Source organism: Streptomyces sp. NPDC051677, from assembly GCF_044453465.1.
In the GTDB taxonomy this organism is placed as follows: Bacteria; Actinomycetota; Actinomycetes; order Streptomycetales; family Streptomycetaceae; genus Streptomyces.
Genome location: NZ_JBITCT010000012.1, coordinates 46,969 through 65,116, shown reverse-complemented (window position 1 = coordinate 65,116; position 18,148 = coordinate 46,969). Strand labels below are relative to the sequence as shown.

Genomic DNA, 18,148 nt, shown 5'->3' with positions numbered 1-18,148 from the left:
AGGCGAGCCGCCGTACCCCTCGCGCCCGCGTCCTCCCCGAGCACCCCGTCGCCCGCACCACATCGGGCCGCACCGAGCCGCCGCCCCTGAACGCAGCGGGCCCCGAGCGAGGTCCTTCGCACCTTCGCTCCCCCTCTTCTCTCAGTACGTCTCTCAACACGTCTCTCAGTACTTCTCTCAGTACTTCTCTCCTGTCTTCCCTCCCTGCTTCACCACGCCCCCGCACGCCCTCGCCCGGCGTGCCGTGACATTCGCCTCCGGCGGGAGTTCACCATGCCCAGAATCACGTCCTCACCCCTGTCCGGCAGCTCCGCGATGAGCCGCCGGCTGTTCCTCACCACGACCGGCGCACTGTCGCTCGGCGCCGCCCTGACCGCCTGCGGCGGCGGCGACTCGGGCGGCTCCTCCGCTGCCGGCAAGCCGGTCAGCCAGGCCGACATCGACAAGGCCATGAAGACGCCGACCGAGCTGACGTTCTGGACCTGGGTCCCGAACATCGACAAGGAGGTCGCGCTCTTCGAGGCGAAGTACCCGGCCGTCAAGGTCAAGGTCGTCAACGCCGGCCAGGGCACCCCGCAGTACACCAAGCTGCGCACGGCGCTGAAGGCCGGCAGCGGAGCGCCCGACATGGTGCAGATGGAGTACCAGGCCATCCCGACCTTCACGATCACGGGCAGCCTGCTGGACCTGCGGCCGTACGGCGCCTCCGCGCTCAAGTCCACGTTCGTCGACTGGACGTGGGGTCAGGTCAGCGGAACCAACGGCGAGGTCTGGGCGATCCCCCAGGACACCGGCCCGATGGGCATGCTGTACCGGCAGGACATCTTCGACGCGCACGGCATCCAGGTGCCCAAGACCTGGGACGAGTTCGCCGAGGCGGCCCGCAAGCTGCACAAGGCCGACCCGGACGTCTACCTCACCAACCTCGCGGCCAACCAGGTGGCCGCCTGGCACGGCCTGTTGTGGCAGGTGGGCGCGAAGCCGTACGTCACGTCCGGGAAGAGCGACATCACCATCAGCGTCGACGACGCCGCCTCCAAGAGGCTCGGCGCGTACTGGGGCGGGCTCGCGAAGGAAGGCGTCATCGGCGTCGAGCCGGACTTCACCGACTCCTGGTACGCGGCCCTCAACAAGGGCAAGTACGCCACCTGGATCACCGCCGCCTGGGGACCCGTGTTCCTCTCCGGTTCCGCCAAGGCCACCGCGGGCAAGTGGCGGGCGGCCCCGCTGCCGCAGTGGGACGCCGCCAAGCCCAGCTCGGGCAACTGGGGCGGCTCCACCACCGCGGTCATCCGCTCGACCAAGAACCCCATCGCGGCGGCGATGTTCGCGCAGTTCCTCAACAGCGACCCGGCCAGCGCGAAGATGTTCGCCACCGAGCAGTTCTTCTTCCCGGCGACCAAGGCGCTCCTGACGGACCCCCAGTTCACCGGCGACGCACCCGCCTTCTACGGCGGCCAGAAGGTCAACAAGGTCTTCGCCGACATCAGCTCCACGGTCAACTCCTCCTTCCAGTGGCCCCCGTTCCTGGACCAGGCGGCGACCGACTGGACCGAGACCGTCGGCAAGTCCCTCGCCGACAAGTCCGACACCGTCGCCGCGCTCGGCACCTGGCAGTCACGGCTCACCACGTACGCCAAGGGCCAGGGCTTCACGGTCAAGGGGAGTTGAGATGAGCCGTCGCCGGGCGGCAGGACCGCTGTTCGTCGCACCCTTCATGGTGCTGTTCCTCCTGCTCTTCCTCGCCCCGCTCGCCTACGCCGCCTACCTCAGCCTCTTCCAGGAGCGCCTGATCGGCGGAACGGTCTTCGTCGGCCTCGACAACTACGTCCAGGCCCTCAAGGACCCCCAACTCCTGCACGGCGTGGGCCGCGTGGCCCTGTTCTTCCTCATCCAGGTCCCGGTGATGCTGCTGCTGGCGCTGCTGTTCGCGCTCGCGCTCGACAGCGGGCTGCTGCGGCTCGCCCGGGTGATCCGGCTGGGCATCTTCGTGCCGTACGCCGTGCCGAGCGTGGTCGCCGCGCTCATGTGGGGCTACCTGTACGGGCCGGACTTCGGCCCGTTCGCCCAGCTCGGCCGGAAACTCGACCTCCCGATCCCCGACTTCCTCGGTGACAGCTGGATGCTCGCCAGCCTGGCGAACATCGTGACCTGGGAGTTCGTCGGCTACAACATGATCATCCTGTATGCGGCGCTGCGCACCGTCCCCACCGAGCTGTACGAGGCGGCCGCGATGGACGGCGCCGGCTCCTGGCGCATCGCCTGGTCCATCAAGCTCCCGGCGCTCCGCCCGGCGCTCCTGCTCACCCTGCTGTTCTCCGTCATCGGCAGCTTCCAGCTCTTCAACGAGCCGAACCTGCTGATGAAGATCGCCCCGGACGTCATCAGCAGTTCCTACACCGCCAATCTCTACGCCTACACGCTCGCCTTCACCGGCCAGCAGGTCAACTACGCGGCGACGGTGTCCTTCCTCCTCGGCCTCGTCATCGTGGTCGCCTCCTACGCCGTCCTGCTCACCGCGAACCGTCGGAGGACCCCGTGACGACGACAACCCCGGCGACGCCGGTGGCGCCGACGGCGGCGCCGACGGGCACCGCTCCGTCGAAGAGGCGCGCGGCCCGCCGCAGCACTCCCCTGACCATCGCCATGCTGGCCGCGCTGGCCTACTTCCTCCTCCCCCTGTTCTGGCTGCTGATCGCCTCCACCAAGAGCACCCAGGACCTCTTCAACAGCTTCGGCCTGTGGTTCTCGCACGCCCCGCAACTGCTGACGAACATCAAGCAGACCCTCACCCAGGACGACGGCGTCTTCGTGCACTGGCTGCTCAACACGGTGATGTACGCCGGGGTCAGCGCGGTCGGGGCCGCGCTGCTCGCGGCCGCCGGCGGGTACGGGTTCGCCAAGTTCCGCTTCCGCGGCGACCGGGCCGCCTTCAACCTGGTCCTGGGCGCCGTCATGGTCCCGACCACCGCGCTGGCCATCCCGACCTACCTGCTCTTCGCGAAGGCGGGGCTGGTCAACACCCCCTGGGCCATCATCCTGCCCTCCCTCGTCAACCCGTTCGGCCTCTACCTGATGCGCATCTACGCCCAGGACGCCGTCCCCGACAGCCTGCTGGAGGCCGCCCGCATCGACGGCGCCGGGGAGGTCCGGATCTTCTTCCGGATCGCCCTGCGGCTGCTGGGCCCCGGCCTGGTGACGGTTCTGCTGTTCACGCTGGTGGCGACCTGGAACAACTACTTCCTGCCGCTGATCATGCTGAACGACCCGGACCTGTACCCGGTCACCGTCGGCCTCTCCTCCTGGGCCGCGCAGGCGCAGAACGGCGGGGCCGGCACCAGCAGCGACATGCTCGCGCTGGTCGTGACCGGCTCGATGCTGTCGATCATCCCGCTCGTCGTGGCGTTCCTGCTGCTCCAGCGGTACTGGCAGAGCGGCCTGGCCGCCGGCGGCGTCAAGCAGTAACCCCCTTCACGCAACTTCTCCTCCGGAGGTCTCCTTCATGGCGGAACTGCCCGCCCGCGTCCTGTTCGGCGCCGCTTACTACCACGAGTACCAGCCCTATGAACGGCCGGACGAACGCCTCAAGACCGACCTCGACCTGATGGCTGACGCGCATGTCACCGTCATCCGGGTCGGCGAGTCCGTCTGGTCGACCTGGGAGCCCGAGAACGACGTCTTCGACCTCGACTGGCTCCAGCCGGTCCTCGACGGCGCCCAGGAGCGGGGCATCTCCGTCGTCCTCGGGACCCCGACCTACGCCGTCCCGCCGTGGCTGGCCCGCCAGTACCCGGAGATCACCGGCGAGCGGCGCACCGGTGAACGGATCGGCTGGGGCGCCCGGCAGGAGGTCGACTTCACCCACCCGGCGTTCCGCTTCCACGCCGAGCGGGTCATCCGGAAGATCGTCGCCCGGTACGCCGACCACCCCGCGGTGATCGGCTTCCAGGTGGACAACGAGCCGGGCAACGAACTCCTGCACAACCACGGCGTCTTCCAGCGCTTCGTGGACCATCTGCGCGAGACGTACGGCGACGTCGAGACCCTCAACCGCGAGTGGGGGCTCGTGTACTGGTCGCACCGCCTGTCCAGCTGGGCGGACCTGTGGACCCCGGACGGCAACGCACAGCCGCAGTACGACGTCGCCTGGCGCGCGTTCCAGGCCCGTCAGGTCACGGAGTTCATCGGCTGGCAGGCCGACATCGTCCGCGAGTACGCCCGCCCCGAGCAGTTCGTCACCACCTGCATCTCGTACACCCGCCCGGCGGTGGAGGACGACGAGTTGACCGACCGCCTCGACGTCGCCTCCGGAAACCCGTACTACGGCATGCAGGACGCGCTGCAGCTGCCCGATCCCACTCCCGACGGCCACGAGCAGATCTGGCAGACCACCGGCACCTGGGCGCTGTACCAGACCGCCGACTGGATGTTCTCGTCCCGCCAGGAGCCGTTCCTGGTCACCGAGACCAACGCCGGGTCCATCGGCTTCCCCTGGGACAACCGGCCGGCCTACGACGGGCAGTGGCGGCAGGCCGCCTGGGCGCTGGTCGCGCGTGGCGCCCGCATGATCGAGTACTGGCACTGGCACACGCTGCACTTCGGCGCGGAGACCTACTGGGGCGGCATCCTCCCGCACACCGGGCAGCCGGGCCGGACGTACGCCGAACTCGCCCGGCTGGGCGCGGAGTTCGAGACCGCGGGCCCGCTCGTCGCCGGGCTCGAACCGGACGCCGACATCACGATGGTCTACTCGACGCCCAGCAAGTGGCTCATGCAGAAGTACCCGCCGCTCGCCAAGCCCGACGGCTCGCCCGACCCGGCCGCCTACCACCGGATCTTCGACCCCTTCTACCGGGGCGCCTTCGACGCCGGCCGGCAGGTCCGCATCGTGCACGCCCGCCAGTTGCACGACCCGCACGGCGAGCGCGAGGGACTGACGCCCGAGGAGGCCGCCCGCCGTCATCCCGTCCTCGTCGTCCCGGCGCTGTACCTGGCCGCCGACTCGACGCTCGACTGGCTGGCCGCCTACGCCCACGCCGGCGGCCACCTGGTCCTCGGCCCGCGCACCGGGTACGCGGACGAGGAGGCCCGGGCCCGAGCCGAAGCGGCGCCAGGACGCCTCACCGAGGCGGCGGGCGTGAGCTACGACGAGTTCAGCAACCTCGTGCGGGAGGTCCCCGTACGGCCCGCGCCGGGCAGCCCGCTGCGCGTCCCCGAGGGCGCGACGGCGACGCGCTGGGCCGACGGCCTGACCGTCACCGACGCCGACGTGCTCGTCGGCTACGACCACCCCCACTTCGGCCGCTGGCCCGCGGTCACCACCCGTCGCCACGGCGAGGGCCGTGTCACCTGCGTGGGCACCGTGCCCGGACGTGACCTCGCCCGGGGCCTGGCCGAGTGGCTGACACCGTCGACACGCCACTCGTGGGGTCCGCTCCCGGCCTCGGTCACGGCGACGACCGGCGCATCGCCCGACGGACGCCGCGTCCACATCGTCCACAACTGGAGCTTCGAACCCGTGAGCGTCCCCGTGCCCGTGGACCTCTCCGACGCCCTGACCGGCGACCCCGTCCCCGCGGGCGCGGCGCTGGACCTCGGCCCGTGGGACGTACGCGTCCTCCACTCCTGACCCACCCTCGAGGAGGGGCTGTGCAAAGAAGAAGACTCGCCCGAACGCTGGGCGGCGTCACAGCGGCGTCGGCGCTGCTGGTGATCCCCATGGCCACGGCGCAGGCGTACAACCCGACCGGCGGGATCCTGTACCAACTGGGCAGCGAACCGTGTCTGAAGGGGCGCGGCAACTGCGCGATCTACCCGAAGTCGGCGGAGCTGCCGAGCGGGCGGCTGGTCGCGTCGTTCGAGAAGTCCACGGTCGTGCCGGAGACGGGAAGCGCCGACAAGCAGACCCTCCCGGTCTACAAGAGCGACGACCACGGAACGACGTGGCAGCCGCTGTCGGAGGTCAAGGCCCCGGCCTATCTGTCCAGCGACCCCCAGTACGCGAAGTACACGAGCAACTGGACCAATCCGTACCTCTATGTGCTGCCGCAGGACGTCGGGAACCTGAAGCAGGGCACGCTGCTGCTGGCGAGCGTCGTGTCGGGCGACGACTACTACTACAAGGAGCACAAGGCGGCCGACCCGAACTGGACGCCGTCCAACGACGGGGACCGCAGGGACCTGGCGATCGCCCTGTACTCCAGCACCGACGACGGTGCGTCGTGGAAGGTCGTCAACGTCGTCGCGACGGGCGGCTGGCAGGGCGGCAGCGCGGGCGCGGTCGGACAGAACATCGCCGCCGCGAACACGAACAAGCAGGTGGACCCCGTCTGGGAGCCGTACCTGATGGTCTCCAAGGGCCGGCTCGTCTGCTACTACTCCGATGAGAACGACTACACCGGCTTCGACGCGGCCACGGGCGTCGCGACCCTGGACCCCGCCAACGACACCGCCGCGGACTCGCACGGCCAGATCCTCGCCCACCGGACCTGGGACGGCCGCGGCGCCGCGTGGAGCGCCCCCGTCGTCGACGTCGCCGGGCTGACCCAGGACATGGGCGGCGGCAAGACGGAGATCGGCGGCGGACGGCCCGGCATGGCGAACGTCGTCCGTACGACGGACGGCAAGTGGCTCTTGACCTTCGAGTACTGGGGCGGAGGGGTCAACACCAAGTACGTCCTCGCCGACGACCCGCTGAAGTTCTACACCGGCTCCGCGACGGGCACCGGCGTCACCGCCCTGCCGCTCGACGCCGGCTCCCGTGCCCCAGCGACGGGCGGCAGCCCGGTCCTCATCAGGCTTCCCGGCGGGCGCCTGGTCTACAACGCGGCCGGCAGCGGCAACGTGTGGGTCAACGACAGCGGGCGCAGCAACGGAGCCTGGAAGGAGTACCAGACGACCTCGGCCGCCGGTTACAGCCGCGACCTGCAGTACGTCGAGGGCACCGGCCGCATCGCGATCCTCAACAACCAGGGCACCTCCACGATCGCGTACGCCGAGGTCGACCTCGGTCACTCGGACGGCGCCTACTACCAGCTGGTCAACCGCAGGACCGACCAGGTGATCGGCACCGGGAACAAGACCAACGACGCCAACATCGGCAACGCGGACGTGCCCGACGTCCGGCTGGAGGCGCCGGGGTCGGCGGCGAACGCGGACACCCAGTACTGGCATGTGGTGACCGAGCCGAACGGCGGCGTGAGCCTGCTGAACAAGTCGGGCGGCCGGGCCGCGGCCATCTGGACGGGCAACGCGACGGCCGGCCAGAAGATCGGACAGTGGGTCGACAACAGCGCCACCGGCAGCTGGACCCTCGTCAAGACCAGCGACGGGTTCTACCGGCTGCAGTCCGTCAAGAACACGAACCTGTACCTGACCGGTGCGTCCGCAGGCGCGCAGCTGACCTTGCAGAACGCGCTCACGGACGGCTCCCAGGACTGGGAGCTCGTGGAGTAGACGGAGTAGATCACCGCTGGGCGGCCGTGCGCAGTGCGTCCAGCACGTCCGCGTCCGTGAGCTGCTGGAAGTCGTCGTACCACAGGCCCACGGCCATGAAGTGGGCCGGCTGGTGCAGGCAGATCACGTCGTCGGCCTCGGCGCGCAGGAGAAGCACCGCCTCCGGCGCGCCGACCGGCACCGCCAGCACGACCCGCCGCGGCGCCCGCCGCCATACGGATCGCAGCGCGGCGCGGGCCGTGACGCCGGTCGCCAGCCCGTCGTCCACCACGATCACGGTACGTTCTCGCAGGTCGGGGGCGGGTCGGCCCTCTCGGTACAGCGCCTCGCGGCGCCGCAGCTCGGTGCGTTCCCGCTCCACCACCGGGGTGAGCTCGCCTCTGCTGAGGCCCAGCCTGGCGAGGACGTCGTCGTCGAAGAGCGCCTCGTCACCGGTGATCGCGCCGACGCCGAGTTCCTCCTGGAAGGGGGCGCCGATCTTCCGCACGACGAGCACGTCCAGCGGGGCGTGGAGCACCCCGGCGACCTCGGCGGCCACGGTGACGCCGCCGCGCGGCAGGGCGAGCACGACGGGGTCGGGCAGGGCGCCCTGCTCCTGCCGGGTCCGCAGCTCGTCGGCGAGTTTCCGTCCGGCCTGTCGTCGATCACGGAACTGCATGGCGACTGCCGCTCCTTCCGGTCAGTCCTCCCCCGTCTCGGGCAGTCCGCCCTGGTGCCGGGGGGCGGACCTCAGGCAGTCGTCGCACCACTGCTTCGCCGCCTCGGCGACCTGCTCCAGCGCGCCGGGCTCCTCGAAGAGGTGAGTGGCGCCCGGCACCACCTGGATGAAGTGCGGGACATGCAGCCGCCGGGCCGCCTCCTGGTTCAGCCGCAGCACTTCCGGGTCCCGGCCGCCCACGAGGAGCAGGACCGGCGCCCGTACGCGCTCCAGGGCCGCGCCCGCCAGGTCGGGCCGGCCGCCGCGCGACACCACGGTCAGGACCCGCTCCGGCCGCTCCGCGGCGGCCACCAGAGCCGCTGCCGCGCCGGTGCTCGCGCCGAACAGCACGAAGGGCAGTGCCCGGGTGTCGGGCTGGACCGCCAGCCAGTCCAGGACGGCGACGACGCGGTGGCCCAGCAGCGGAATGTCGAAGCGGTACACCCCCGTCGCCGCGTCCTCGACGTCCTCGCGCTCGGTGAGCAGATCGATCAGCACAGTGCCCAGCCCCGCGGTGCGCAGTTCGGCGGCGACCATGCGGTTGCGGGGGCTGTGCCGGGAGCTGCCGCTGCCGTGGGCGAACAGCACCACGGCCCGGGCCGGCGTCGGCAGGACGAGGTCACCCGTCAGCGCGGCGCCGTCGACGGGCGCCCGGACCAGTTGGGAGATCATCGCTCGTCATCTTCTCTCCCCGGCGCGCCGGGGGCCTCGCAGGCCTCACCGGCCCGTCCGGACTCCTTTCGGGTATCCAGACTGCGGCCGCCCAATCGGGGTACTCGGGGCGCCGAAGCACTCTTGCGGGGAGATGACCAGGATGCTGTTCGTCGGGCTGCTCCTGCTCGCGGCCACCGGTGCGTTCACCTGCCTGGTGATCGCCGACAACCTGTCCGGCGGCCCCGAGTACAGCGTGTCGGTGCTCGATCACCACATCGCCACCATGAACACGCTTGCCGTCTTCAGCTCCGGCCTGGCCTTGGCGCTCCTGTTCAGCCTGGGCCTGGCCGTGGCGACCAGCGGGGCCGCCCTGCGTCGGCGCCGCCACCGCAGGCCGCGGGTGGGCGGCACGGGCCGCACCGCGGCGTCGGGCGAGCCCACCGAGCCGGCTGATCCGGCTGATCCGGACGCTCCGGCCGACGCGTCGGGTCGGGAGAGGTGAGGGCGGGCATGGTCGGCGACGGGGACGACGAGATCCAGGCGCGGCGGCAGGGCGAGAGCGGCCATCGGACGGTGCCGCACACCGCCGACATCCGCGTCGACGCATGGGGCACGAGCCGCGAGCGCTGTCTGGTGGAGGCGGCGCTGGGGATGGTGGAGTGCTTCGCCGACGTGACGGCGGTGCGCCCCACCGCCGTGGAGCGGGTCCAGTTCGCGGAGGCCGCCGACGACGATCTGCTGGTGGCGCTGCTGGACGAGGTCGTCTACCGGCTGGAGGTGCACGGCCAGGTGCCCGTCGATCTGGAGGCGGAGGCCATGGACGACGGCCTCGATGTGCGGCTTGCGGTCGCCGCGCTGTCGGACGTGGAGATCGTCGGCTCGGTGCCGAAGGCCGTCGCGTGGCACGAGCTGCACATCGGGCCGGGCCCGTACGGCTGGTCGTGCGCGGTGACGGTCGACGTGTGACGGCCCGGCGGGTGACGGCCCTGCCGGAGTGCCGGGCCCGGTCGGAGTGCCGGGCGGGGTGCTCAGCCCTTCACCACTCCCAGCGGGGTCAGCCGGGCCACCGTGCGGCACAGCCCGGCCCTCTCGCTCGCCGCCACCACCTCGCCGACGTCCTTGTACGCCTCCGGGGTCTCCTCGGACAGCCCGCGCAACGACCGGGGCGCACCGCGATGCCGTCCGCCTCCAGCCGGGCCCTCACCTGCGTCCCGCTGACCATGCGCGCCGCCCGGTGACGGCTCATCACCCGGCCCGCGCCGTGGCAGGTGGAGAAGAACGCGCCGCCGCCGGACACTCCGGCGAGCACGTACGAGGCCGTGCCCATGGTGCCGGGGATCAGTACCGGTTGCCCGAACTCCCGCAGGTCCTGGGGGAGTTCGGGATGGCCGGGCGGGAAGGCACGGGTCGCGCCCTTGCGGTGCACGCACAGCCTGAGGCGCCTGCCGTCCACCGTGTGGGCCTCGGTCTTGGCGAGGTTGTGGGACACGTCGTACACGAGGGAGAGACGGGCCCCGCCGGCGTCACGGAAGACCCGGCGGGCCGCGTCGGACAGCAACTGGCGGTTCGCGCGGCCGTAGTTGGCGGCCGCCGCCATCGCGCCCAGATAGGCCTGTCCCTCCGGGGAGTCCACCGGGGTGCAGGCCAGCTGCCGGTCGGGCACGGTGATGCCGTAGCGGGCCATGGCTCGGTCCATCGCGCGGACGTGGTCGGTGCAGATCTGGTGTCCCAGGCCGCGCGAACCGCAGTGGATCATCACGCACACCTGGCCGGGGGCGATCCCGAACGCCGCGGCGACGCTCTCGTCGTAGACCTCGGCGACCTGCTGCACCTCCAGGAAGTGGTTGGCGGAGCCCAGGCTGCCGACCTGTCCGAGGCCGCGCTCCCTGGCCCGCTGACCGACCTGGCGCACATCGGCGTCGGCGACGGCCCCGCCGTCCTCGCAGCGCAGCAGGTCGCGCTGCTCGCCGTACCCCTCTTCGACGGCGTACCGGGAACCGCCCCGCAGGATCCGCTCCAGTTGCCCGGGGCCGGTGAGCCGCCACACCCCGCCGGGTCCCGCGCCGCGGGGGACCGCGGCGTCCAGGCCGTCCATGACCGCGGGCAGCGCGGGCCGCAGGGTGCGCTCGTCGGTGTCGGCGGCCAGCAGGCGCACCCCGCAGGAGATGTCGAAGCCGACCCCGCCGGGCGAGACCACGCCGCCGTCGTCGACGTCGGTCGCGGCCACTCCGCCGATGGGGAAGCCGTAGCCCCAGTGGATGTCCGGCATGGCGTACGAGGCGGCGACGATCCCGGGCAGGGCAGCCACGTTGACGACCTGCTCCAGTGAGTGCTCGGCGTCGGCGAGCAGGGCGCGGGAGGCGAAGACCACGCCGGGCACCCGCATCCGTCCCCGGGGTTCGATGCGGAAGCGGTAGGGACGCTCCTCGACCAGCTCCATCGCGGCCCTCCAGCGGCTCGCGTGCGCTCTTTCGGGGTACCCGGGCGGGGCCGCCGCCACGCATGCGCGGGAGGGTTACCGTGGGGACATGGGCGGCGCTGTGGTGACGCTGTTCCTGTGCGGCGATGTGATGCTCGGGCGCGGCGTCGATCAGATCCTTGCGCATCCCGGCAGTCCTCGACTGCGGGAGGGTTACGTCGGCGACGCCCGGGACTACGTCCGGTTGGCGGAGTCCGTCAACGGGCCGATACCCGCTCCCGTCGCCCCTTCCTGGCCGTGGGGCGAGGCGCTGCCGTTGCTGGCGCAGGCCGATCCGGACGTCAGGATCGTCAACCTGGAGACGGCCGTGACGCGCTGCGACGCCTTCGCGCCCGGCAAGGCGGTCCACTACCGGATGCACCCGGCGAACCTGCCCGCCCTCACGGCCGCCCGGCCCGACGTCTGCGTCCTGGCCAACAACCACGTGCTGGACTTCGGCCGCCCGGGTCTGGAGGAGACGCTGGACTCGTTGGCCCGCGCGGGCCAACGGACGGCGGGGGCGGGACGCGACCCCGAGGAGGCCTACGCACCCGCCGTGGTGCCCCTTGCGGGTGGCGGCCGGGTGCTCGTGTTCGCACTCGCGGCGCGGTCCAGCGGCGTACCGGCCGACTGGGCGGCGAGCCGGACCCAGCCCGGCGTCTCCTATCTGCCCGAGTTGTCGGCGGACACGGCCGCGGCGGTGGTCCGGCATGTGCGGCGGACGAAGCGCTCGGGGGATCTCGCGGTCGTGTCGGTGCACTGGGGCTCCAACTGGGGGTACCGCGTCCCCCGCGATCAGATCCGCTTCGCGCGCGCCCTGGTGGACGGCGGCGTCGACCTCGTCCACGGCCATTCCTCGCACCATCCGCGCCCCGTCGAGGTGTACCGCGACCGGCTCGTCCTGCACGGCTGCGGGGACTTCATCGACGACTACGAGGGCATCTCCGGCTATGCGGAGTACCGCGACGATCTCCGGATGGCCTATCTCGTCGAGGTGGCGGCGGACACGGGCCGGCTGGCGGGTCTGCGCATGGCGCCCCTGCAGGCCCGGCGGATGCGGCTGGAACCCGCGCCGGACGCGGACCGCGCCTGGCTGCGCGCGACGCTGGACCGGATCAGTGCCGGCGTACGCGTCGCCCTGGACGCCGACGGCACGCTCGCCCTGGTGCGCCCCGCCGCCCCGCGCCGGCGGTGAGCGGTGCGCACGGGGCGGCACTGCGTCCCCTGACGGCGGACAGGAGGCGTGGCGCGGCCGGATCGCGCCGGTCACGGCAGTAGCGTCGGCGCTGTCGTGCGGGCTCACTCCGCGTCCGCGCCCGGTCACCGCCGGTTTCCTGGAGGAGGACGATGACCGAACTGTCGGAACGCGCCGACGAGGACCGCAGCGGCGCCGCCTCCCCGCACTCGCTCGGCCGGACGCTGCTGCGCTGGGCGTCCACGACCGACCACAAGGTCATCGGACGCCTGTACATGGTCACGGCGTTCTGCTTCTTCCTCTTCGCCGGTCTGCTGGCGCTGGCGATGCGCGCCGAACTGGCCCGTCCGGGGCTGCAGTTCACCAGCGCGCAGGGCTACAACGAGCTCTTCACCATCCACGGCACGATCATGATGCTGCTGTTCGCGACCCCGATGTTCGCCGGCTTCGCGAACGCCGTGATGCCGCTGCAGATCGGGGCGCCGGACGTGGCCTTCCCCCGGCTGAACGCGCTGTCGTACTGGATGTACCTGTTCGGCGGTCTGATGGTGGTGTCGGGGTTCGTGGTGCCGGGCGGCGCGGCGGCGTTCGGCTGGTTCGCGTACGCGCCGATGAACAGCAGTTACTTCTCGCCCGGGGCGGGCGGCGACCTGTGGGTGATGGGGCTCGTGGTCACCGGTGTGTCGACCACCCTGGGCGCGGTCAACTTCATCACCACGATCATGTGTCTGCGGGCCCCCGGGATGACGATGTTCCGGATGCCGATCTTCAGCTGGAACGTGCTGTTCACCTCGATCCTGGTGCTGCCCGCGTTCCCGGTGCTCACCGCGGCGCTGCTGGCGCTGGAGTCGGACCGGAAGTTCGGCAGCCACGTCTTCGACGCCACGAACGGCGGCGCGATCCTCTGGCAGCACCTGTTCTGGTTCTTCGGGCATCCCGAGGTGTACATCGTGGCGCTGCCGTTCTTCGGGATCATCTCGGAGATCATTCCCGTCTTCGCGCGCAAGCCGCTGTTCGGCTATCTGCCGATGATCGGCGCGACGATCGCCATCACCATGCTGTCCGCGGTGGTCTGGGCTCACCACATGTTCGCCACCGGAGCGGTGCTGCTGCCGTTCTTCTCGCTGATGTCGTTCCTGATCGCCGTCCCCACCGGCATCAAGTTCTTCGCGTGGATCGGCACCATGATGGGGGGATCCCTGTCGTTCGAGACGCCGATGCTGTGGGCGCTCGGGTTCCTGGTGTCGTTCCTGCTGGGCGGGTTGAGCGGGGTGCTCATCGCGTCCCCGCCGCTGGACTTCCACCTCACCGACTCCTACTTCATCGTGGCGCACCTGCACTACGTGCTGTTCGGCACCGTGGTCTTCGCGATGTTCGCCGGGTTCTACTTCTGGTGGCCGAAGTTCACCGGGAGGATGCTGGACGAGCGGCTGGGCAAGCTGCACTTCTGGCTGCTGTTCCCGGCGTTCCAGCTGACCTTCCTGGTGCAGCACCGGCTCGGCGAGGAGGGCATGCCCCGCCGGTACGCCGACTACCTCCCGTCCGACGGCTTCACGCTGCTGAACACGCTGTCGTCGGTGGGCGCGTTCCTGCTCGGGGTGTCCACGCTGCCGTTCCTGTACAACGTGTGGCACACCGCCCGGCACGGGCGGATCGTCGCCGAGGACGATCCCTGGGGCTTCGGCCGCGGGCTGGAGTGGGCGACGGGGTGTCCGCCGCCCCGGCACAACTTCACGGCGCTGCCGCGGGTGCGGTCGGATTCCCCGGCCTTCGATCTGCACCATCCGGCCGTCGTCGAACGGGCGCGTGAGGAGGGTCTGCGATGAGGACCGAGGCGTTCCTCTTCGGCGGGGTCGCCGCCTTCTTCGGAGGCTGCGCCGTGCTCTACGGGGTGTGGTCGCATGCCGATCCGGCCGGTACGGCGGCGCTGATCGTGGCGTGCCTCATGGCCGCGGTGATCTCGTTCTTCTGTGCTACGCACTACCGGCGCAAGGGCCTGCGCCCGCAGGACCGCGGTGACGCCGAAGTGGCCGACGGCGCCGGGCCGCTGGAGTTCTTCCCGCCCGAGAGCCGCTGGCCGTTGGTCGTCGCCGCCGGGTTCGCCGTCGCCGCGACCGGGGTGGTGTTCGGGCTGTGGCTGTTCCTCATCGGCGTCGGCGTACTGGGAGCCGGGCTGTTCGCCATGGTCTTCCAGTACGCCGGCCGGGACTCCGGCCGGGTGGACTGATCGGCGTCCTGGGGGCGCCCGGACGGAACGTCTCCACCGGCCGGTGGTCGCTCTCGTAGCCGCCGGACAGGGACTGGCGCACCTCGCCGGTCTCCTCGCCCTCGGTGAGGCGTTCCCGCTCGGCGGCCAGCAGGGCATGACACAGGCGGCGGGTGAGCAGGAAGGCCAGGACCGGGCCGAGGACGAGGGCGACGCGCAGGATCCAGGTGAGGGCGTTGACGGAGATGCGGAACGTCTGGGCCACGATGTCGTTGCCGCCGCCGAGCAGCAGGACGCCGTAGAAGACGATCCCGGCGACGCCGAGCCCGGTGCGCACGGGGCGTTCACGCGGCCGGTCGCACAGATGGTGCTCCTGCTGCCACTCCCCCGTGAGCCGCTGCTCGACGAACGGGTACGCGTACAGGACGGTGAAGAACAGCCCGGGCAGGACGACGGCCGGCAGCAGGACGTTCCACATCAGGGTGTGTCCGGCGAGGTTGGTCTCCCAGGGCGGTACGAGCCGTAGCGCGCCCTCCAGGAAGCCGACGTAGAAGTCGGGCTGGGAACCGGTCGACACGACGTCCGGGCGGTAGGGGCCGTACACCCACACGGGGTTGATCTGCGCGAGCCCGCCCAGCACGGTCAGAACGCCGAAGACCATGAGGAACAGGCCGCCCGAGCCGGCCGTGAACTGGGGGACGAACGGTTTGCCGACGGCGTTCGCGTTCGTCCTGCCCGGGCCGCGCCAGTGCGTGTGCTTCAGGTGGAAGACGAGAATCAGGTGGACGGTGACCAGCGCGATCAGCGCGCCGGGCAGCAACAGAATGTGCAGGCTGTACAGCCGGGGCACGATGTCGTGACCGGGGAACTCGGCGCCGAACGCGAACATGCTCACGTACGTGCCCACCACCGGGATGGACAGCATGATGCCCTGCGCGATGCGCAGGCCCGTGCCGGAGAGCAGGTCGTCGGGGAGCGAGTAGCCCGCGAACCCCTCGGCGAGCGCGAGCACGAACAGGGTGACGCCGATGACCCAGTTCATCTCCCGCGGCCTGCGGAAGGCGCCCGTGAAGAAGACCCGCAGCACATGCACGCCGATCGCGGCGACGAACACCAGGGCCGCCCAGTGGTGCACCTGCCGGATGAGCAGCCCGCCGCGCACGTCGAAGCTGATCTGGAGGGTGGAGTCGAAGGCCGCGGACATCCGGACCCCGCTCAGGGGAACGTACCGGCCGTGGTAGACGACTTCGCGCATCTCGGGCTGGAAGAAGAAGGTCAGCCACACGCCGGTCAGCAGCAGGACGATCAGGCTGTAGAGGGCCAGCTCGCCGAGGAAGAACGACCAGTGGTGGGGGAACGCCTTGCGCAGCAGTGCGCCGCCGTCGTACAGCGGCAGCCGCTCGTCGGTCGCGTCGGCGGCCCTGCGGACCGCGCTGTCGCGCTCACCCTCCACGGATCGCCTCCTCCACACCGGTGCTCGGGTCATGCCTAGCCGCGGGCGGGCCGGTCGAGTGCCCGTGCCGCGCCAAACACCCGCGCGACACGGCAGCGGCACCCGGTCGGCCCAACAGGAGGGATGACCGCTCAACTCTCGTATGTCCACGGTCAAAAAGGTGCGGGGATCTTCATGTTCCGAAGCTCCTTGGACCAGTCCCGGAGCACGTCACCCACTCGGGGGACACGCTCCGTACGGTCGGGGCACCAGCGGGGCCGGAGAAGCCCGGGCCCGTGCAACCGGCAGGAGGAGCGCCATGGCGAACGTGGAGATCTCGATGAAGGAGACGATGACCGCGGTGGAGGGGGCGCTGGGGGTCGCCGTCGTCGACTACACCAGCGGCATGGCTCTCGGCACGCTCGGCGGGGGCAAGGACCTCGATCTGAACGTCGCGGCGGCCGGCAACACCGATGTGATCCGCGCCAAGGTCCGCACCATGGAACACCTGGGGCTGAAGGGCGAGATCGAGGACATCCTGATCACGCTCGGCAGCCAGTGCCACCTGATCCGGCTGCTCAAGGGCCGTGGCGGCAGCGGGCTGTTCCTCTACCTCGTCCTGGACCGCGAGCGGTCCAACCTGGCGATGGCCCGCCACCAGCTCAAGCGGATCGAGGCCGAGCTCGAGGTGTAGACGACCGGACGGGCCGCGGCTTCGCACGCCCTTGAATTGAAGATTTCTTCATCTCGACACATCCAGATCAACGCATCACACGGGTGTGCGGGGCCCGCAGCCACCAGGATCGTGGCGCAGCACGTCGCGCGGCGGCGCACGGACAGGTGCGCCGCCGCATCATCGAGAACCACGCACCGAGCGCGGCAGGGAGCGAGCGAGTGACCATGCAGGTTCCCCTCTACCAGGCCAAGGCCGAGTTCTTCCGCATGCTCGGGCACCCGGTACGCATCCGGGTCCTCGAACTGCTGCAGGGCGGCCCCGTCGCCGTGCGGGACCTGCTCACCGAGATCGAGATCGAACCGTCCAGCCTGTCCCAGCAGTTGGCGGTGTTGCGCCGGTCCGGGATCGTGGTGTCGATCCGGGAGGGTTCGACCGTCACCTACGCGCTCGCGGGCGGCGACGTGGCCGAGTTGCTGCGGGCCGCCCGCCGCATCCTGACCGAACTCCTCGCCGGGCAGAACGAGTTGCTGGCCGAGCTGCGTCAGGCCGAGCCGCCCGGCGTCAGGTTTCCGTCAGGCACGCCCTGAAGCGCGAGGTCGCCGCACGGACTCCCGGTGAACCCGGTGGCGGCCGAACAGCGGCTCGGACGTCGAACGAAACAGACTGAAACGCCAGGGTTCGCCACCCCTTCCGCCACGTAGAAATATCTACCAGCATGCATATGCCCGGTCGGCGTGCGGCCGGCTGCGGACGGCACACGGAGCCGACATGAGCAATGCGATGTGGACGCGCGGCGTGGAGTGGCTCGCCGCCGCCTCGACAGACCCGCGCAGGTGCAAGCGGGAGTGGGACCAGGGCGACGGGATCGCTCTGCTGGAGGCGGGCCGTTACTGGGACGTGCTCAGCGTGCCCGACCGGCTGGGACTGCTCACCCTGGACCTGCTGTGGCAGGCCTCGCGCCCCGCGCCGGGACCGACGCTGGTGGACACCGCGGCGCACCGGGTGGGGTTCTTCCTGCCGCCCGACCCCGGCAGCCGGTGGATCGGGGCGGGGCTGCGGCGTGCGGGCCGGGGTTCCTGGGTGGCGGTGCCTCCGCCGTACCGGGCCGCCCGGTTCCTGGAGTGGCTGGTTCCGCCGGACGGGACCGGTGCGCTGCACGCGCCCGTCACGCTGGAGCTGGCACTGCGCCAGGCCAACGGCACGTTGGCCGTGCTGACCCCTGTCTGCGGTGGGTGACCCGTCCAACTCATGTGCGCCCCAGGGACATTCAGACAGTCGACGCAGAAGTGAACAGATACCGGGCACGTTCGGAGCGGAGACTCGCTCAACCGCACGGGATCGGTCGATGGCGGTGTGTAGTGTGCTGCACGTGCCC

General features: G+C 70.9%; 16 protein-coding genes and 1 pseudogene. 13 read left to right on the top strand and 4 right to left on the bottom strand.

All coding sequences use genetic code 11. From position 1 onward, the window contains the following. Positions 1-273 precede the first annotated feature (273 nt). The 5 genes from ACIBAF_RS16295 to ACIBAF_RS16275 all read left to right on the top strand — a co-directional run bounded on the left by ACIBAF_RS16295 (position 274) and on the right by ACIBAF_RS16275 (position 7,455). Positions 274-1,671 (top strand): ABC transporter substrate-binding protein, encoded by a 1,398-nt coding sequence (locus tag ACIBAF_RS16295; protein WP_399463871.1) that lies wholly within the window; start codon positions 274-276, stop codon positions 1,669-1,671. A gap of 1 nt (position 1,672) precedes the next feature. Continuing rightward, complete coding sequence (locus ACIBAF_RS16290; protein WP_399463870.1) at positions 1,673-2,542, top strand: carbohydrate ABC transporter permease; 870 nt, start codon at positions 1,673-1,675, stop codon at positions 2,540-2,542. Then, positions 2,539-3,465: a carbohydrate ABC transporter permease gene (locus ACIBAF_RS16285; protein ID WP_399463869.1), complete on the top strand. Its 927-nt coding sequence runs from the start codon at positions 2,539-2,541 to the stop codon at positions 3,463-3,465. The genes ACIBAF_RS16290 and ACIBAF_RS16285 overlap by 4 nt, the downstream gene beginning before the upstream one ends. A gap of 37 nt (positions 3,466-3,502) precedes the next feature. Beyond that, complete coding sequence (locus ACIBAF_RS16280) at positions 3,503-5,629, top strand: beta-galactosidase (protein WP_399463868.1); 2,127 nt, start codon at positions 3,503-3,505, stop codon at positions 5,627-5,629. An 89-nt stretch (positions 5,630-5,718) separates the two neighbouring features. Beyond that, positions 5,719-7,455, top strand: a complete 1,737-nt coding sequence (locus ACIBAF_RS16275; protein WP_399464032.1) for an RICIN domain-containing protein — start codon at positions 5,719-5,721, stop codon at positions 7,453-7,455. A 10-nt stretch (positions 7,456-7,465) separates the two neighbouring features. Here ACIBAF_RS16275 and ACIBAF_RS16270 read toward each other — a convergent pair whose 3' ends face one another. Together ACIBAF_RS16270 and ACIBAF_RS16265 are read right to left on the bottom strand one after the other, a co-directional pair. Next, positions 7,466-8,113 carry a phosphoribosyltransferase gene (locus ACIBAF_RS16270; RefSeq protein WP_399463867.1) on the bottom strand — a complete coding sequence of 216 codons (648 nt, stop codon included), beginning with the start codon at positions 8,111-8,113 and terminating at the stop codon, positions 7,466-7,468. 21 nt (positions 8,114-8,134) lie between these two features. Further along, complete coding sequence (locus ACIBAF_RS16265) at positions 8,135-8,824, bottom strand: dienelactone hydrolase family protein (RefSeq protein ID WP_399463866.1); 690 nt, start codon at positions 8,822-8,824, stop codon at positions 8,135-8,137. Positions 8,825-8,957: 133 nt separating this feature from the next. On the opposite strand from ACIBAF_RS16265, the gene ACIBAF_RS16260 reads away from it, so the two are divergent. Both ACIBAF_RS16260 and ACIBAF_RS16255 read left to right on the top strand, forming a co-directional pair. After that, positions 8,958-9,308: a hypothetical protein gene (locus ACIBAF_RS16260; protein ID WP_399463865.1), complete on the top strand. Its 351-nt coding sequence runs from the start codon at positions 8,958-8,960 to the stop codon at positions 9,306-9,308. An 8-nt stretch (positions 9,309-9,316) separates the two neighbouring features. Continuing rightward, positions 9,317-9,772, top strand: a complete 456-nt coding sequence (locus ACIBAF_RS16255; protein WP_399463864.1) for an archease — start codon at positions 9,317-9,319, stop codon at positions 9,770-9,772. 62 nt (positions 9,773-9,834) lie between these two features. On the opposite strand, the pseudogene ACIBAF_RS16250 reads toward ACIBAF_RS16255, so the two are convergent. Next, positions 9,835-11,075, bottom strand: a pseudogene (locus ACIBAF_RS16250) (RtcB family protein). A 259-nt stretch (positions 11,076-11,334) separates the two neighbouring features. On the opposite strand from ACIBAF_RS16250, the gene ACIBAF_RS16245 reads away from it, so the two are divergent. From ACIBAF_RS16245 to ACIBAF_RS16235, 3 genes are all read left to right on the top strand, one after another. Then, positions 11,335-12,459, top strand: a complete 1,125-nt coding sequence (locus ACIBAF_RS16245) for a CapA family protein (protein WP_399463863.1) — start codon at positions 11,335-11,337, stop codon at positions 12,457-12,459. 275 nt (positions 12,460-12,734) lie between these two features. Next, positions 12,735-14,285, top strand: a complete 1,551-nt coding sequence (locus ACIBAF_RS16240) for a cbb3-type cytochrome c oxidase subunit I (protein ID WP_399464031.1) — start codon at positions 12,735-12,737, stop codon at positions 14,283-14,285. After that, complete coding sequence (locus ACIBAF_RS16235; protein ID WP_399463861.1) at positions 14,282-14,686, top strand: cytochrome c oxidase subunit 4; 405 nt, start codon at positions 14,282-14,284, stop codon at positions 14,684-14,686. Before ACIBAF_RS16240 ends, ACIBAF_RS16235 begins: the two co-directional genes overlap by 4 nt. Here the strand turns inward: ACIBAF_RS16235 and ACIBAF_RS16230 are convergent. Beyond that, on the bottom strand, positions 14,604-16,151 hold the full coding sequence (locus ACIBAF_RS16230; protein ID WP_399463860.1) for a cytochrome bc complex cytochrome b subunit: 1,548 nt from the start codon (positions 16,149-16,151) through the stop codon (positions 14,604-14,606). The genes ACIBAF_RS16235 and ACIBAF_RS16230 overlap by 83 nt on opposite strands. A gap of 265 nt (positions 16,152-16,416) precedes the next feature. Between ACIBAF_RS16230 and ACIBAF_RS16225 the strand changes: the two genes are divergently transcribed. The 3 genes from ACIBAF_RS16225 to ACIBAF_RS16215 all read left to right on the top strand — a co-directional run bounded on the left by ACIBAF_RS16225 (position 16,417) and on the right by ACIBAF_RS16215 (position 18,009). Further along, positions 16,417-16,791, top strand: a complete 375-nt coding sequence (locus ACIBAF_RS16225) for a hypothetical protein (protein ID WP_399463859.1) — start codon at positions 16,417-16,419, stop codon at positions 16,789-16,791. Positions 16,792-16,997: 206 nt separating this feature from the next. Continuing rightward, positions 16,998-17,360, top strand: coding sequence for an ArsR/SmtB family transcription factor (locus ACIBAF_RS16220; RefSeq protein WP_399464030.1), 363 nt, complete (start codon positions 16,998-17,000; stop codon positions 17,358-17,360). A 181-nt stretch (positions 17,361-17,541) separates the two neighbouring features. After that, positions 17,542-18,009 carry a hypothetical protein gene (locus ACIBAF_RS16215; RefSeq protein ID WP_399463858.1) on the top strand — a complete coding sequence of 156 codons (468 nt, stop codon included), beginning with the start codon at positions 17,542-17,544 and terminating at the stop codon, positions 18,007-18,009. Positions 18,010-18,148 lie beyond the last annotated feature (139 nt).

Excerpts from the sequence above, each read along its gene's own strand:
- ACIBAF_RS16295 (WP_399463871.1), top strand. The coding sequence starts at position 274 with ATGCCCAGAATCACGTCCTCACCCCTGTCCGGCAGCTCCGCGATGAGC.
- ACIBAF_RS16290 (WP_399463870.1), top strand. The coding sequence starts at position 1,673 with ATGAGCCGTCGCCGGGCGGCAGGACCGCTGTTCGTCGCACCCTTCATG.
- ACIBAF_RS16280 (WP_399463868.1), top strand. The coding sequence starts at position 3,503 with ATGGCGGAACTGCCCGCCCGCGTCCTGTTCGGCGCCGCTTACTACCAC.
- ACIBAF_RS16275 (WP_399464032.1), top strand. The coding sequence starts at position 5,719 with ATGGCCACGGCGCAGGCGTACAACCCGACCGGCGGGATCCTGTACCAA.
- ACIBAF_RS16270 (WP_399463867.1), bottom strand. The coding sequence starts at position 8,113 with ATGCAGTTCCGTGATCGACGACAGGCCGGACGGAAACTCGCCGACGAG.
- ACIBAF_RS16265 (WP_399463866.1), bottom strand. The coding sequence starts at position 8,824 with ATGATCTCCCAACTGGTCCGGGCGCCCGTCGACGGCGCCGCGCTGACG.
- ACIBAF_RS16260 (WP_399463865.1), top strand. The coding sequence starts at position 8,958 with ATGACCAGGATGCTGTTCGTCGGGCTGCTCCTGCTCGCGGCCACCGGT.
- ACIBAF_RS16255 (WP_399463864.1), top strand. The coding sequence starts at position 9,317 with ATGGTCGGCGACGGGGACGACGAGATCCAGGCGCGGCGGCAGGGCGAG.
- ACIBAF_RS16245 (WP_399463863.1), top strand. The coding sequence starts at position 11,335 with ATGGGCGGCGCTGTGGTGACGCTGTTCCTGTGCGGCGATGTGATGCTC.
- ACIBAF_RS16240 (WP_399464031.1), top strand. The coding sequence starts at position 12,735 with ATGGTCACGGCGTTCTGCTTCTTCCTCTTCGCCGGTCTGCTGGCGCTG.
- ACIBAF_RS16235 (WP_399463861.1), top strand. The coding sequence starts at position 14,282 with ATGAGGACCGAGGCGTTCCTCTTCGGCGGGGTCGCCGCCTTCTTCGGA.
- ACIBAF_RS16230 (WP_399463860.1), bottom strand. The coding sequence starts at position 16,151 with ATGACCCGAGCACCGGTGTGGAGGAGGCGATCCGTGGAGGGTGAGCGC.
- ACIBAF_RS16225 (WP_399463859.1), top strand. The coding sequence starts at position 16,417 with ATGGCGAACGTGGAGATCTCGATGAAGGAGACGATGACCGCGGTGGAG.
- ACIBAF_RS16220 (WP_399464030.1), top strand. The coding sequence starts at position 16,998 with ATGCAGGTTCCCCTCTACCAGGCCAAGGCCGAGTTCTTCCGCATGCTC.
- ACIBAF_RS16215 (WP_399463858.1), top strand. The coding sequence starts at position 17,542 with ATGAGCAATGCGATGTGGACGCGCGGCGTGGAGTGGCTCGCCGCCGCC.